The organism is Pseudomonas sp. F007 (genome assembly GCF_057814275.1).
Genome location: NZ_JBVATA010000014.1, coordinates 68,089 through 81,861 on the forward strand (window position 1 = coordinate 68,089; position 13,773 = coordinate 81,861).

13 protein-coding genes are annotated in these 13,773 nt (G+C 64.2%); 6 read left to right on the forward strand and 7 right to left on the reverse strand.

Features of this window, described 5'->3' with window-relative positions; translation table 11 throughout:
* Positions 1-31: 31 nt before the first annotated feature.
* From ACZYR5_RS28790 to ACZYR5_RS28810, 5 genes are all read right to left on the reverse strand, one after another.
* Entirely contained in the window at positions 32-1,420 is a 1,389-nt protein-coding gene (locus tag ACZYR5_RS28790) for a DUF1329 domain-containing protein (protein WP_489092690.1), read from the reverse strand.
* Between the two features lie 12 nt (positions 1,421-1,432).
* Positions 1,433-3,130: a DUF1302 domain-containing protein gene (locus tag ACZYR5_RS28795; RefSeq protein WP_489092689.1), complete on the reverse strand. Its 1,698-nt coding sequence runs from the start codon at positions 3,128-3,130 to the stop codon at positions 1,433-1,435.
* A 57-nt stretch (positions 3,131-3,187) separates the two neighbouring features.
* Positions 3,188-4,312, reverse strand: coding sequence for an FAD-dependent oxidoreductase (locus ACZYR5_RS28800; RefSeq protein WP_489092688.1), 1,125 nt, complete (start codon positions 4,310-4,312; stop codon positions 3,188-3,190).
* Positions 4,313-4,399: 87 nt separating this feature from the next.
* Entirely contained in the window at positions 4,400-4,810 is a 411-nt protein-coding gene (locus tag ACZYR5_RS28805) for a Rieske (2Fe-2S) protein (RefSeq protein ID WP_489092746.1), read from the reverse strand.
* A 151-nt stretch (positions 4,811-4,961) separates the two neighbouring features.
* On the reverse strand, positions 4,962-5,900 hold the full coding sequence (locus ACZYR5_RS28810; protein ID WP_489092687.1) for a VOC family protein: 939 nt from the start codon (positions 5,898-5,900) through the stop codon (positions 4,962-4,964).
* A gap of 257 nt (positions 5,901-6,157) precedes the next feature.
* Here ACZYR5_RS28810 and ACZYR5_RS28815 point away from each other — a divergent pair, with 257 nt between their 5' ends.
* Together ACZYR5_RS28815 and ACZYR5_RS28820 are read left to right on the forward strand one after the other, a co-directional pair.
* Entirely contained in the window at positions 6,158-7,120 is a 963-nt protein-coding gene (locus tag ACZYR5_RS28815) for a LysR family transcriptional regulator (protein ID WP_489092686.1), read from the forward strand.
* Positions 7,121-7,178: 58 nt separating this feature from the next.
* Positions 7,179-8,336, forward strand: a complete 1,158-nt coding sequence (locus tag ACZYR5_RS28820) for an alpha/beta hydrolase family protein (protein ID WP_489092685.1) — start codon at positions 7,179-7,181, stop codon at positions 8,334-8,336.
* Between the two features lie 320 nt (positions 8,337-8,656).
* Here ACZYR5_RS28820 and ACZYR5_RS28825 read toward each other — a convergent pair whose 3' ends face one another.
* Complete coding sequence (locus tag ACZYR5_RS28825; RefSeq protein WP_489092684.1) at positions 8,657-9,040, reverse strand: nuclear transport factor 2 family protein; 384 nt, start codon at positions 9,038-9,040, stop codon at positions 8,657-8,659.
* A 249-nt stretch (positions 9,041-9,289) separates the two neighbouring features.
* Here ACZYR5_RS28825 and ACZYR5_RS28830 point away from each other — a divergent pair, with 249 nt between their 5' ends.
* Together ACZYR5_RS28830 and ACZYR5_RS28835 are read left to right on the forward strand one after the other, a co-directional pair.
* Positions 9,290-10,639: a metal-dependent hydrolase family protein gene (locus ACZYR5_RS28830; protein ID WP_489092683.1), complete on the forward strand. Its 1,350-nt coding sequence runs from the start codon at positions 9,290-9,292 to the stop codon at positions 10,637-10,639.
* 11 nt (positions 10,640-10,650) lie between these two features.
* A complete protein-coding gene (locus tag ACZYR5_RS28835; protein WP_489092682.1) occupies positions 10,651-11,097 on the forward strand; it encodes a GlcG/HbpS family heme-binding protein in 447 nt (148 codons plus the stop codon).
* Here the strand turns inward: ACZYR5_RS28835 and ACZYR5_RS28840 are convergent.
* Positions 11,082-12,017: a LysR family transcriptional regulator gene (locus ACZYR5_RS28840; protein WP_489092681.1), complete on the reverse strand. Its 936-nt coding sequence runs from the start codon at positions 12,015-12,017 to the stop codon at positions 11,082-11,084. The genes ACZYR5_RS28835 and ACZYR5_RS28840 overlap by 16 nt on opposite strands.
* 349 nt (positions 12,018-12,366) lie before the next feature.
* On the opposite strand from ACZYR5_RS28840, the gene ACZYR5_RS28845 reads away from it, so the two are divergent.
* Together ACZYR5_RS28845 and ACZYR5_RS28850 are read left to right on the forward strand one after the other, a co-directional pair.
* Positions 12,367-12,987, forward strand: coding sequence for a LysE family translocator (locus ACZYR5_RS28845; RefSeq protein ID WP_489092680.1), 621 nt, complete (start codon positions 12,367-12,369; stop codon positions 12,985-12,987).
* A 9-nt stretch (positions 12,988-12,996) separates the two neighbouring features.
* Positions 12,997-13,749, forward strand: coding sequence for an SGNH/GDSL hydrolase family protein (locus ACZYR5_RS28850; protein WP_489092679.1), 753 nt, complete (start codon positions 12,997-12,999; stop codon positions 13,747-13,749).
* Positions 13,750-13,773: the final 24 nt, after the last annotated feature.

Genomic DNA, 13,773 nt, shown 5'->3' on the forward strand with positions numbered 1-13,773 from the left:
GCGCCGTACCGGCCGCGATCCGCCCGGACACTCATCGAACCCCGGCACCCGCCATCGCCGCTGGCGAGAACTCGGAGGCGCGGTAGCGATCGACCAGGCCGTACTGCTCGGGCAGGCCGGTGTAGACGTTCTGGATAAACCAGGCGCCGGAGGTCAGGTCGTAGAAGCCCGAGGACAGCTGCGCCTGGGCTGGCAGGTCAGGCAGTACCGCCGGCAGCGACCACAGGGTCTTCGCCAGTTGGCCGTTGGCGTCCCAGCGGTCGCCGAGCATGGCTTGCCAGGTGTCTTCGTCGAGGTAGTAGCGGCCCTTCGGCAACTGGTGACGCTTGCCCGGCGCGAGGTCGGCCTCAACCACCCAAACGCGGTGCAGTTCCCAGCGCACGTAATCCGGATTCAGGTGGTGGGCGAGGAACAGGTCTTCCGGTTTCGCCGCCGCCTGCACCTTGTTGGTGTTGTACGGGATGTACATCTCCTGCTTGCCCACCAGCTTCCAGTTGAAGCGGTCCATGCGGCCCTGGAACACGCTCAGTTCGTCGAACGACATGACCCCGGCGGTCGCCGGCGTCGGTGTGTCGCAGCAAGCATTCGGCAGCTTGCGCACGCGGCGTTGCCCGGTCAGGTAGACGTGGGCCTGGGACAGGTCGCCATTGAGGTTGGTGCGCCCCATGATCTGCTCGCCGGCACGCAACGGCGGGCCGACGTTGAGCAGGCGGAACAGCCAGTAGTCACCGGCGAACGACTCCGGCGTACCGTCCTGGTAGTAGTAGGGCATTTCCTGGATGGCCTGGCCGTCGGTGGTCATCACCTGCTTGCCATCGGCGGTCATCAGGTAGTGACGGAAGTGCATCGAAATCGAGGTGCCGCGCCAGTTGAGCAGGTGGTTCCACATGGCTTCGGCGCCGTTCTGCGGGATCGGGAACGGGATGCCGCCATAGGCGCCTTCGGGCACCGGCCCGGCGCTGCTTTCCACCAGCTTGGCGCGGGTCGCGTTTTTCAGGGTGTTGTCATACACCCACTGCGGCGCGGCAGCGGTGCGGCGGGTCTGGTAGACGTCGATGCGGTAGGTGTCAGGGAAGCGCTTGAACATTTCCAGGGTGCCGGCGCTGAGCTTGCCAGCGTATTGCGCGAGGTTTTTCGAGGTAATGCTGAACAGCGGCTTGTCGGCGGCGAACGGGTCGGAACGCTTGCCGCCCTCTTTGAAAGACGGATCGACCTTGGTGTAGCCGCCGTCCCAGGCCGGGATCGAGCCATCGGCATTGCCGGCGCGCTCGGCGCCGAAGGGGGTCAGGTTCTTCGACAGTTTGGCCGCATCTTCAGCCGTTGCCGCCAGGGTCATCTGGCTGCACAGGGTCAGGCTGCCGAGCAAGGCAAAGCACAGGGTCCTGAGCTTGAACGCCCCGGATTTATTGTTATGGGTCATGCGCAAGTCCTCTTAAAACGTGGTCTTGATGGAGAAGGCCAGGTAGTCCCGGTCTTTCAGCGCTTGCTTGAAATTGAACTGGCTGGCGGCGTTGAGGTTGGTGTCCTCGGGGCCGTAGTAGTGGGTGTACGTGAGGCCGGCGGTGACCCGGTCGAGGTAGGTGGCGGTGATGCCGATGTTCATGTCGCCGCCCTTGTCCGCCCCGAAGGTGCTGACCACCGCCGACTTGCCCAGGGGGAAGTAGCTGAGGCCGACCGGCAGACTGATGTCGACGCCGGAGAAAAACTGCCGGTAGGTCGGGGTGTAGACCACCTTGAAACCGAGGCCGTCATCGGTGGCGCCGGGGTCCAGCGCCTCACGGTTCTTGGTGACACTGAGCAGGCGGTTCCAGGCGATTTCGCCGACCAGGCCGGACTCCCTGGCAATGAAGTTGGGGCCGAACGACGCCAGCACGTTGAGGTTGACGTGGGCGGTGCGGCCAACGGCGTACAGCGGGTGATCGTCGTTGTCGGCTTCGACCCCGGGCAGCACGGTCTGGCCGTTGGACACCAGCGGCATGTTCCAGCGCATCGAGGCTTCACCGGCGAAGCTGTACTCCTCGACAGTGGTGGAAAAGCTGGCGCCGAAGGCGCGGATGTCTTCTGGATAGACCCAGTAGTACTCGCCGATCTGCCCGGTGCTGAAGTTCGGCGCGCCGGTGGAAGGTCGCAGGTACAGCTTCGGCGTCTTGTCGTGGTACTGGATCGCGTACAGGCCGTACTCCACCGTCTCGGCGTTGTACTTCAGTTGCAGGCCGCCCTGCCCCGAGCTGCGCGCTTCCTTGTCGTTGCCGTGGAAGAACGCCGCCGGACTGGCCGGATTGCCACCGAGGAACGCCGGGAATGGCGCGCCGACGATCAGCCGTTCGTTGCCTTCGCCAATGGTGTCACTGGTGGAGAAGTAACTGCCGGCGCCCGGCAGGCGGGTCTCTTCCCATTCGAGCTGGTAGTAGGCGCCGAGCGACACGTCGTCGGTGAGCTGGAAGGTGCCCGAGAGTTGATTGACCGGGCGGGTGATTTCCTTGAACTGGGTGTTGGGCACCGACTGTGCCTTGACCACGTCCACCGGGCCCATGCCACCGGCAATGCCGTTGGCACCGAAGAACAGGCTTTCACCCCACACCAGGCCGTGGCGACCGGCGCGGAACGAGGTGGCGTGCTCGGCCAGCTCGCCGTTCCAGTAGACGAAGGCATCCAGCAATTCGCCGTCGCCGCCGTGCAGGTGACGGGTGTCGTCGGTGAACTGGTCGTAACCCACCGACCGGGCGTTGGCCCGCGCCGGGTTGTCGTTATCGTTGTCGTCCTGGTAGGCGGTGTCGTACCAGGCGGCGCCACTGAGGCGCGCGCCGACGTTTTTGAACGACATGTCCAGCTCGGAGAGGATGTCGGTACGGTTGGAGATCAGGCCCTTCTCGAAAGCCCGATCGCCGTCATCCTGGTTCAGCGCCACCTGGCCTTCAGTCAGTTTGTGGCTGGGATTCTGGGTGCGCCAGGCCGCGCTGTACTTCAGGGTGTTATCCCAGCGCAGCTTGAAATCCGGGTTGCCGGTGTCGACCTGGAAGGCCTGGGCCGCCTGGCTGCACAGCACCAGGGCAGCGGCCAGACTGAAAGCAAAGGGTGCAGACGTGCAGACCGGGCGGCGCGCAAGCGTCGCAGTCGGGGAACTAACCATCGCGTTAACCTCTTGTTTTTATAGTGGTAACTGCTGTGGGTGAAGGGCTGCGCCGAATCAGATCGGCTCCGCCGTCCGGGCGAGCATCTGCTTGACCAGGCCGATGCGGTCGAACTCGCGGTCGTGTTGCATTTCCTTGTCGCCGGCGAGGATCGAGCTTTCGCTGATGTACTTGCAGCGTTCGAAACGCCGCGCCATGAAGCGCTGCAGCTGTTGCTCGACGTCGCCGCCGGCGGTCAGTTCTTCGCTGAGGACGATGGCGTCTTCGATGGCCATGCCGGCGCCCTGGCCGAGGTGGGGGGTGGTGGCGTGGGCGGCGTCGCCGATCAGCAGCACGCGCCCGCGGTACCAGGGCTCGTTGACGAACACCACTTCCATCGGTTTGTAGACCACCTGGCTGCTGTCGCTGATTTGTTCGCGCAATTCGCCGATCACACCGGTGAAGCCTTGCAGGCGCTGGCGCATCTGCTCGGCCAGGGTGGTTGGGTCCATCCACGGGTTGGACGGTTCGTGGGAGGTGAGGAACAGGTACATCAAGTCACCGGCCAGGGGCACCAGGCCGGCGTTGCCTTCGGCGCTCTGGTAGTTGGCCAGGTGATCGATCTGCGGCGCGCGCGGGAAGTTGTAGCGCCACACCGACTGGCCGGTGAAGCGCGGCGTGTAGGTGTCGCCGAAGATCAGGCCGCGAACTTTCGAGAACAGGCCGTCTGCGCCGACCACCAGGTCGTACTCGCCGCGACTGCCATCAGTGAACAGCACGTCAACGCTATCGCCGGTGTCGTCGAGGCTTTCGACACTGAGGCCCAGGCGCACCTGGGCACCGAGTTGCAGGGTGGTTTCGCAGAGCACGTTGTGCAGTGCCAGGCGTGAAATGCCGACGTTGGCCGGGTACTCCGGGCCTGCCAGGCGCTGCCCCGGAATGCGCGCCAGTTGTTGGCCGGCCGGGCCGTAGATGGCGACGTCTTCGAAGGCGTAGGCGGCGTCGAGATAGCCGTCGAGCACGCCGAGCTTGGCCATCTCGCGGACCACGTTGCTCTGCTGGATGATGCCGACGCCGTACACCGTCCACTGCGACTTGAGCTCGACCAGATCGACCTCAATGCCCTTGCGTCGCAGGGCGATGGCCGCGCACAGGCCGCCAATGCCACCGCCGACAATCAGAACTTTGCTCACTGCATTCATGGTGTTCTCACTTGTTATTCTTGTGGTTCGCTGCAGCGTCGGGCACTGCGTCGTTGGGTCCAGCTTCCCGGCAAAGCAGGGATTTGACTAATCGCGAGTAGGGATGTGATGTATCTGCAAACGCGATACCTCGAACGGCGGTGGATTTGTCTCCCTGACCGGCATCTGCAGCACCAGCCAGCCCTCCTCCACCCGCCATGGCAATGCCTCGAGGTGTTGCCCGAGACAAGGGCCGTAGACGCATTCCCCAGTCCCTAGCAGAAACTGCGCACCGTGGGCGTAACAGACGATCAACTGGCCGTCGGCGGACAGAAAACGGTCCTTGCGATACTCCAGGCGCACGTCCAGATGGGGGCAGCTGTTGCGATAAATCCTTGGCTGCCCTTGATGGATCAAGGCAAAGACACTGTCCCTGCCGCGCTGCAACGGATCGAACCCGCGGGCCTGGCCGTCTTGCAGATCGTCCAGGGGGCACAGGGGGAAATCGGCCTGGCTCATCATTACCTCCCCACACATGCCCTGTAGGAGCTGGCTTGCCAGCGAAAAACCCGAGGGCGCCGCGTACATCCGGATGAACGCGTCATCGTTGACCACCTTCGCCAGCAAGCTGGCTCCTACAGGGGGTGGTGGCTGGTCGCAAAATCCGTAATCACACCCCCTTCGGCGGCGGCCCACCCGGTGCCCATTTGGCTTTCGAATTGAACAGGAACAGCTGCGAGTTATCCGCCGACAGCGGTGCGCGGCGGGCTTCCCAGGCGTCGTCATGCTTGTCCATGTCGGCGTCGTATTCGATGTGGCAACCCAGCGGGCTGTTGAAGTACCAGAACCAGTTGGAGCCAAACAGGTGACGGCCCGGGCCCCAGAAACTGGTCCAGCCTTTCTGCTCGAAACGGGTGCCGGCCAGCAGCACTTCGGTGCCGCTGCCCATGTGGAAGGTGAAGTGTTCGCAGCCTTTCATGTGCGGCGGGGTCTGAATCATGAACAGGCAATGGTGATCGTCCGAGCCTGCCGGGCGCATGAACGGGCCGGCGCCGACAAAGGTGTCGGTGGTGCGAAAACCCAGGCGCTCGGCGTAGAAGGCTTCGGCCTTGGCCGCGTCGGGCACGAAGTACACCACGTGGGACAAGGTGCGCGGCAGCGCCTGCATGTCGAGGGTGATCCCCGGCTGGTTCAGCGGCCGTTGCGGCGCGTGGCCGGCGGCGTTGCTCAGGTCGTCCGGGGCGCTATAAGGCCGGCGCACGGTGACCTGGAAGGCAATGGCAAAACCCATGTCGTCGACACTGTGCAGCACGCCGTTGTCGCGAGTGACCTGGCGATCGCGGGCCAGTTCGTCTTCGATCGCGTCAAGATCAGCCGCGCTGGCAACCCCGTAGACCGTCTCGCGAATCGATGGGCCCGGGCCGATGGCCGCCGGCAGGGTCGGATCATCCGCCCGACGAATGATCACGGCCGTTCCGTCCAGTGCTTCAAAACGCCCACCGTTGCTGTCGACGTCGACCGGCGCCAGGCCGTAGTCGCTCAGGCAAGCGCTGCAGGCCTGGACGTCATCGACGCCAAAAATCAGGGCATCAAGACCAATGATGTTCATGGCTACCACTCCGTTGAAATTATTATCCGCAGACGGCGGCCGAACGCTCGAGTCGGGCGTTGGGCGGCGCATGGCATCCGCGGGTGGTGTCGGCCACAGGTCCGACTGCGGCGAAGATTGACCTGACGGCTGGCAGCTGACTAATCGCGAGTGGGGATGTGACCTATCGGCAAACGCGATACCTGCAGGCGGGGTTGACGGCACAATGAAATCACCGGAATGTATCGCGAAAATAAATACAAAAGCGGACATGCCTGATGCGTTTCAACCACCTGGACCTCAATCTGCTGGTGGCACTCGATGTCCTGCTCGAAGAGCAGAACATCACCCGTGCCGCCGAACGCCTGCACATGACTCAGTCGGCCACCAGTGGCGTGCTGGGCCGGCTGCGCAACTACTTCGAAGACGAATTGCTGGTGCAGGTGGGGCGCAAGATGCAGCCCACGCCCTATGCGCAGGAACTGGCCAAGCCGATTCGCGAAGTGCTGCTGACAATCCAGTCGTCGATCACCGCCAAGCCGGTGTTCGACCCCACCACCAGCAAGCGCCACTTCCGCCTGGTGACCTCGGATTACCTGATCAGCGTGCTGTTCGCCCAGGTGATCCAGAAGATCCATCAGGAAGCGCCCAACATCACTTTCGAAATGCTCGGCCCCGGCGACAACTCCGGCGAGCTGCTGGTGCGCGGCGAGGTGGACCTGATGATCGTGCCCGAGCGCTACATCATCGACGGCCACCCGCACCAGTTGCTGTTCGAGGAAGATCACGTGTGCGTGGTGTGGACCGGCAACACCCTGGTCGGCGACAGCCTGAGCCTGGAGCAGTACATGGACATGGGCCATGTCTCGGTCGGCTTTGGCCGCACCCGGCACCTGAGCATTGAAGAGTGGTTCATGAACCAGTACGGCTTCAACCGCCGCATCGAGGTGATCACCAATGACTTCAACACCCTGCCGCAACTGGTGGTCGGCACCCAGCGCATCGCAACCATGCACCAGCGCCTGGCGCGCCTATACGCCGAACATCTGCCGCTGCGCATCCTCAATCCGCCGGTGAAAATCCCGGTGATGCGCGAGTGCATGCTCTGGCACCGCAGTGTCGACGGCGACCCGATGCACCGCTGGCTGCGCGAGCGCATCAGCGAGTTTGTCCAGCACCTGGAGCAGGCTCCTATCGCCGCCGGTGATACCTCGCATCCCGAGTCACGATTGGTCAACTAGCCGGGGCGTCCTTAACGTGCCTTGAGAACGCCAAGGTAACCATAAGGACAACAACATCATGTTCCGCTACTTCCCAACCAATTACGTGTGGAATCTCTCCGTCGACCTGGCCATTGAAATGGGCGCGCGCATGGGCGAAATCGAAGAGATGTGCGCACCGCTGCAGGAAGCCGCCCTGCAACCCGATGCCGCGGGTACCAAGGCCTTTCGCGAAACCTGGGCGAAGATGGCCGACAAACTCTGCGGCCTGGCCGAGGAAGACGAAGGCCAGGGCCGGTTGCTGTCTGCCGGTGAAAAATACAACCGCGCCGCCACCTATTACCTCACCTGCGAGCGCTTGCAAGCCCATGGCGCGCCGGGCCGCAGCGAGCTGTACCAGCGTTTCCTGCAGACCTTCAAGCGTGGCATCGAGCTGTCGCGGGAGAACTGCGAGCGGGTTGAAATCCCTTACGAGGGCAAACACATTTCCGGCTTGCTGGTGCGCGCCGAAGGCGTGAACGGCCCGGCGCCGATCCTGGTGCAGGTCAATGGCCTGGATTCCACCAAGGAAATGAAATACCGCGTCGGCCTGCCCGCCTGGTTGGCCAAGCGCGGCGTGTCGTCGTTGATCATCGACCAGCCCGGCACCGGTGAAGCACTGCGCCTGCACAACCTGATCGCCCGCTACGACAGCGAACACTGGGCCAGCCGCGTGGTCGACTGGCTGGAAACCCGCAGCGACGTGGATGCCCAACGTATTGGTCTGGAAGGCGTGTCGCTGGGCGGCTACTACTGTCCGCGCGCGGTGGCCTTCGAACCGCGCTTTGCCTGCGGCGTGGTCTGGGGCGCCAACCATGACTGGCGCGACGTGCAGAAACGCCGCCTGGAAAAAGAAGGCAGCTTCCCGGTGCCGCACTACTGGGCGCATGTGCAATGGGTGTGGGGCGCCAAGGACATGGAGGAATTCATGGCGATCGCCGAAAACGTCCACCTCGACGGCGTGCTGGACCGGATCAAAGTGCCGTTCCTGGTCACCCACGGCGAAAAGGACTCGCAGATCCCGTTGAAATGGGCGCAGCGCACCTACGAGCAACTGGTCAACAGCCCGAAACGCGAACTGAAGATTTTCACCGAACGCGAGGGTGGCGTGCAGCATTCGAGCTTTGACAACAGCATCAATGCCGGGCAGTACATTGCGGATTGGGTGGCGGAAAATCTGGGTGGGCACACTGCCTGACCGCTAGATCGCATCCGCCGCAAAATCCCCGTAGGAGCTGGCTTGCCAGCGAAAAAAGCCCAGCCACCGCGTTCATTCAGGATGAACACGGTGGCGCTGAATGCTTCGCCAGCAAGCCGCAAGCGGGCGCCGGCTCCTACAAGTTTGTGGCTGATCACAAGCTATGTATCCACCGCAAACCCCTGTAGGAGCTGGCTTGCCAGCGAAAGCATCCGTACTGTCGATGCGAAGCTTGAGACCGCCTTCGCCGGCAAGCCCCAAGCGGGCACCGCAAGCGGGCACCGGCTCCTACAGGGTCGATCACAAGAGTTGCTGTCCCCCTACACCGCCCGCGTCCCCTGAAACGAACTGATCTGCCAGCCCGCCTCGCCCAACGTCCACACCTGCGTGGCAAAGCCATCCCCGCGAATCGACTGCTCTCCGCCGCGTTTGCGCAGGGTGTTGCACTGGCTGCCGGTCATTACCGCCAGGTGCTCGCCATAGAACCGAATCAGCAACTCACCGCGCTCGATCTCCAGGTATTCAACGGCGCTTTTCGCGTACTCCAGGTACTGCGCCTTGTCTTGCACCAACCCGGTGGTGTGCACGTACACCAGGTCATCGGCGAACAGCTCGGCGATCCGTGGATGGTCTTCTTCGATCAACGCCCGGCGGCGTTCCTGTTCAAGGCCCAGCAGCTGGTTTCTTAGCGCTTCGGTAGTCATGGCAACAGCTCTCTACGTGGATTGAGCGCGCACCATAGACGCCAGTGCCAATCGACCAAAAATCGCCGATCACGATGCCAGCCATCGTCACTCGCGATACCCGCCGCGCAGCGTCGCCAAGGCCCACGGCGCCTGACCCACAGCCAGTATCGACACCATCAATACCCAGCCATTGACGCAAGTTGCTGGTGCCCTCCCCGGTCGCGCCCTAGCCTCGCCCGGCATAACCAAAAACAACGTGAGAACGCCATGAACGCCCTGCACCTGAAATGCCAGACCCTGTTCGACGGCACGGGCCTGCACACCCGTCAGCAGCAAACCCTGGTGGTGGAAAACGGCCTGCTGAGCTACGTCGGCCCCACCGCCATGGCCCCGCAGCCACAGGCAGGAGACCGCGTGGTCGACGCCGGCGACCACTTCGTCATGCCCGGCCTGGTAGACGTGCACACCCACCTGGCGTTCGGCAACGCCCAGAGCGAGGAAGACATCGATATCTGGACCAGCGACGAATTCCGTGCGCTGCGCGGGATGTTCTTCGCCCAGCACGTATTGGCCGCCGGCGTCACCAGCATGGTCTGCCCCGGCGACAGCGGCCAACTCAGCATTGCCGTGCGCAACGCGGTCGCCGCCGGTCTGTTCGAAGGCCCGCGGATCGCCGCCAGCAGCCGGGTGATCACCAACCGCCAGAGCCTCAATGACTGGTTCCCCAGCCGGGTCGGCGCCCCGGAATATTTCACCGCGCGCCTGGTCACCAGCCGCAGCGAAGCCCTGGCGGAAATCCGCAAGCAGGCCAAGGACGGTGTGGACCTGATCAAGATCGCCATGGACGGCACACACCGCCGACCGAATGGCGAAATCATCGCCGCGTTCACCGCCGACGAAACCCGCGAGATGGTCGAGGAGGCCCATCGCCTCGGCTGCAAGGTGGCGACCCACGCCTATGGCCGCGAGGCGGTGATGTACGCCGCCCGCGCCGGGGTCGACCTGGTGTTCCACGCCTTCTATATGGACGACGCCTGCATCGAGGCCTTGCTCGAAGCCGGCAGCATCCTCGCGCCGACCATGACCTTCCCGCAGAACACCGTGGACTTCTGCCAGCCCCACGACCCGGCGATCAGCACCGGTTACGCCGGTTACTGCGCACGCACCCTGGAAGTCGGTTCGGCGGTGCTCAAGCGCGCCAAGGCTGCCGGCGTGCCCTTCGCCTGTGGCAGTGACAGTGGCTTTGCTGTGACACCCTATGGCGAATGGCACGCCCGAGAACTGGAACTGTTGGTCACCCGCCTCGGCTTCACCCCTGCCGAAGCCCTGTATGCCGCCACCGCCGTCGGCGCGCGCTGCATGCCCCGTGGCGAGACCCTCGGCTCGCTAGAAGTGGGCAAGCAGGCCGACTTCCTGCTGCTCGACGGCTCGCCACTGCAGGACATCCGCATTCTCCAGGACCGCTCGCGGCTCAAGGCGGTGTACAAGGCCGGCCAGCCGGTGCGCCTGGAACGCACCCCGTACAACCCCAAGCAAGTGTCGGACTTCAACTCGCTGAAATGGACCGACCTGTACACCCGCGACCGCGTCGCCCAACTGGGCAAGTGGTCAGTATGAGGACAAACACCATGCGCACCCTGGATTTGCCCACCGCCATCGAGATCGCCAGCAGCGCGATCCGCATCGCCCGGGACATCGGCTTCAAACCCCTGGCCGCCGTGGTGCTGGATGCTGCGGCTCATCCACTGGCGATATTGCGCGACGAGCAGGCGAGCTTCCTGCGCCCGCAAATTGCCAACGGCAAAGCCCGTGGCTGCCTGGGCATGGGCTTTGGCGGACGCGAGCTGGCCAGACGCGCCCAGGCAATGCCGGCGTTCTTCGACGCGATCAACAGCCTGACCGTCGGCGAAGTGATTCCGGTGGCCGGCGGGGTGTTGATCCGCAATGCCGAGGGGGTGATTGTCGGGGCCATCGGCATCAGCGGCGACACCTCGGACAACGACGAACGCTGCGCCGTGGCCGCCATCGAGTTGGCCGGGCTGGTGGCCGATACCGGCGATCAGTCGCCCGGCTGATCGAGCAACGCGGCCTGCTCCAGCAACAGGCCGCGAAACCACGTCAACGCCGGATCGCGTTCCTGATACGGATGCCATTGCAGCACCTGCACGGCCTGCGGAAACGCCAGCGGTGCGGGGTGAATCCGCAGCCCATAGCGCCGGGCAAAACCCTCGGCCTGGCGGCGGAACAAGGTGGCGATGCGCGCCGTACCGACGACGAATTCCGGCATCAGCACAAAGCTTTCCAGCGCCACCGCCACCCGTCTCTCTATACCCAGCTCGTTCAGGTGCAGGGCGTCCATCGCCAGGTTACGGCCGTCAGCGAACTCGCGCACCACATGCTCGGCGGCGCAAAAGTCGGCCAGGCTCAAGCCCTCGGCATACTGCCGCGCCTGTGCGCAGACCAGGCAGCACAACGTATCGCTGAGCAGCGGCACCTGGGGATAGGCCGGGTTCAAGCGACGTTGGGGCACGATCACGCAATCGCTGCGCCGATAGTCGAGGGCTTCGCTGACCACATCACCGTCACGCGGCACCGGCAGATCGCGCAGGCTCAGCCGTACCCCCGGTGCGACCCGTGCGAGCTCGCGACTGACCGCCGGCAACAGCACCCCGGCCACGTAGTCGGAGGCCACCAGGGTGAATTGCCGGTTGCAACTGGCCGGGTCGAAGTCCAGCGGCGCATCGACAATTTCCCGGGTCAGCGCCAGGGCTTGCTGGACCTTGGGCGCCAGTACCAGGCCCAGGGCTGTCGGCTCCAGACGGCGCCCCACCTGCACCAGCAGCGGGTCATTGAAATGCTCGCGCAACCGCCCCAGCGCCGAACTGGTCGCCGACTGGCCCAGGCACAAGCGCTCGGCCGCCCGGCTGACGCTGCATTCGGTCAACAAGGCATCCAGGGCCACCAGCAGGTTCAGGTCGAGACGTCGATAACGCATGCTGCGGCGGGCCTTTTAGTTGGAGGCCCAAGGGTGACGTGGGGTTAAGGGGGCCGACCAATCGTGTGTCGGGATGGGTGGTATTGGGGATTGTGATACCTGTGAGTCAGCTGTGCCTGCCCGCGATCCCATCTGCACATGTACCACCCATTTGTCAGACACACCGCAATCGCTAGCAGGCTAGCTCCTACAGGATGCACCGCAGGATGTGTGATCGACACAAAACCTGTGGGAGCTAGCCTGCTAGCGAAGGCCACAACTCGGTAAGCCAGAAACACCGCAAGCCGCTATCAGCCCCGCCCCCAATAATGCACACTCCCCTATCGCCCCCCAGCCCTCGGAGCCACCGATGGACCTCGCCACCCTCACCCTGTTCCTCCCCGCCTGCTTCGCCCTGAACATGGCGCCCGGGCCGAACAATCTGTTGTCGGTCAGCAATGCCACGCGCTACGGCTATCGCACCGCGTGCCTGGCGGGCGGCGGTCGGTTGCTGGCATTCGCCGCGATGATCGCCCTCGCCTCCGCCGGCCTGGCGGTGGTGTTGCAGACCTCGGAGTGGCTGTTCTACGGGATCAAGATTGTCGGTGCGGCCTACCTGCTGTACCTGGCCTGGCAACTGTGGATCGCCGATGTGCAGGTTGAAGCCGAGAGCAGGCGCGCCGAGGTTGGCTTGCTCGGGTTGGCGCGTCAGGAGTTTCTGGTGGCGGCGGGCAATCCGAAAGCCATCCTGATCTTCACCGCCTTCCTGCCGCAATTCGTCGACCCGAGCCAGGCCGTCACGCCGCAATTCGCCGTGCTGGGCGCGTTGTTCCTGGCCCTGGAGTGGATCGCCATTGCGGCCTACGCCTACATGGGCCTGCACATGCGCCGCTGGTTCAGCCAGCCGCGGGGCAAGCGCCTGTTCAACCGCTGCTGCGCGGCCCTGCTGTCGGCGGCGGCCAGTGTGTTGTTGCTGGCGCGTCGGGCCTAAGGCGTCGTCATGCATGAACAATTCGCCGAGCGCGTACTCGGCCCGCTGCTGTTATTGCAGGGCCTGTACACCCGCCGGGTCACGCCGCGACTGCCGGAGCCCAGCGGCGAACGCCAGGGGCAGGTCGGCAGCGGCTCGCCCTTGCGCCTGTTGATTGTCGGCGACTCGGCCGCCGCCGGGGTTGGCGCAGAGACTCAGGATCAAGCCCTCAGCGGCCGGTTGGTAGCGCAGTTGGCAGGCGACTATCAAGTCAATTGGACGCTGTGGGCGCAGTCGGGCCTGGATTCCCGGGCGCTGCTGACGCTGCTGGAGGAACAGGATGCGCAGCCTTTCGAGGTGGCGCTGCTGTCGATTGGCGTCAACGATGTCACCAGCCGCATCACCCTGGAACAGTGGCTGGTGCTGCAAAAAAGCCTGCTGCAACTGTTGCGCGACACGTTCGGCGTGCAGCAGATCATCGTCTCGCCGCTGCCGCCAATGCACCTGTTCCCCGCCTTGCCACGTCCGCTGCGTGGTTATCTGGGCAGCCGCGCCAGGCGTTTCAACCAGCATCTGGCGACGCTGGTAGAGCACACCGCCGGCTGCACACTGTTGGAGATCAACCTGTCGCCAGCGGCCGGGCAGATGGCGCGCGACGGTTTCCATCCCGGTCCGGCGATCTACCAGCAATGGGCCGAACACGCCGCCCGTGCGATTGGAACGCCCTCGCCGATCGAATTTGAACGCAAGACCGCGGGTGCGACGCAGCGCGTAGACGACTAACCTGCCCAAGTCATCCCGACGTTC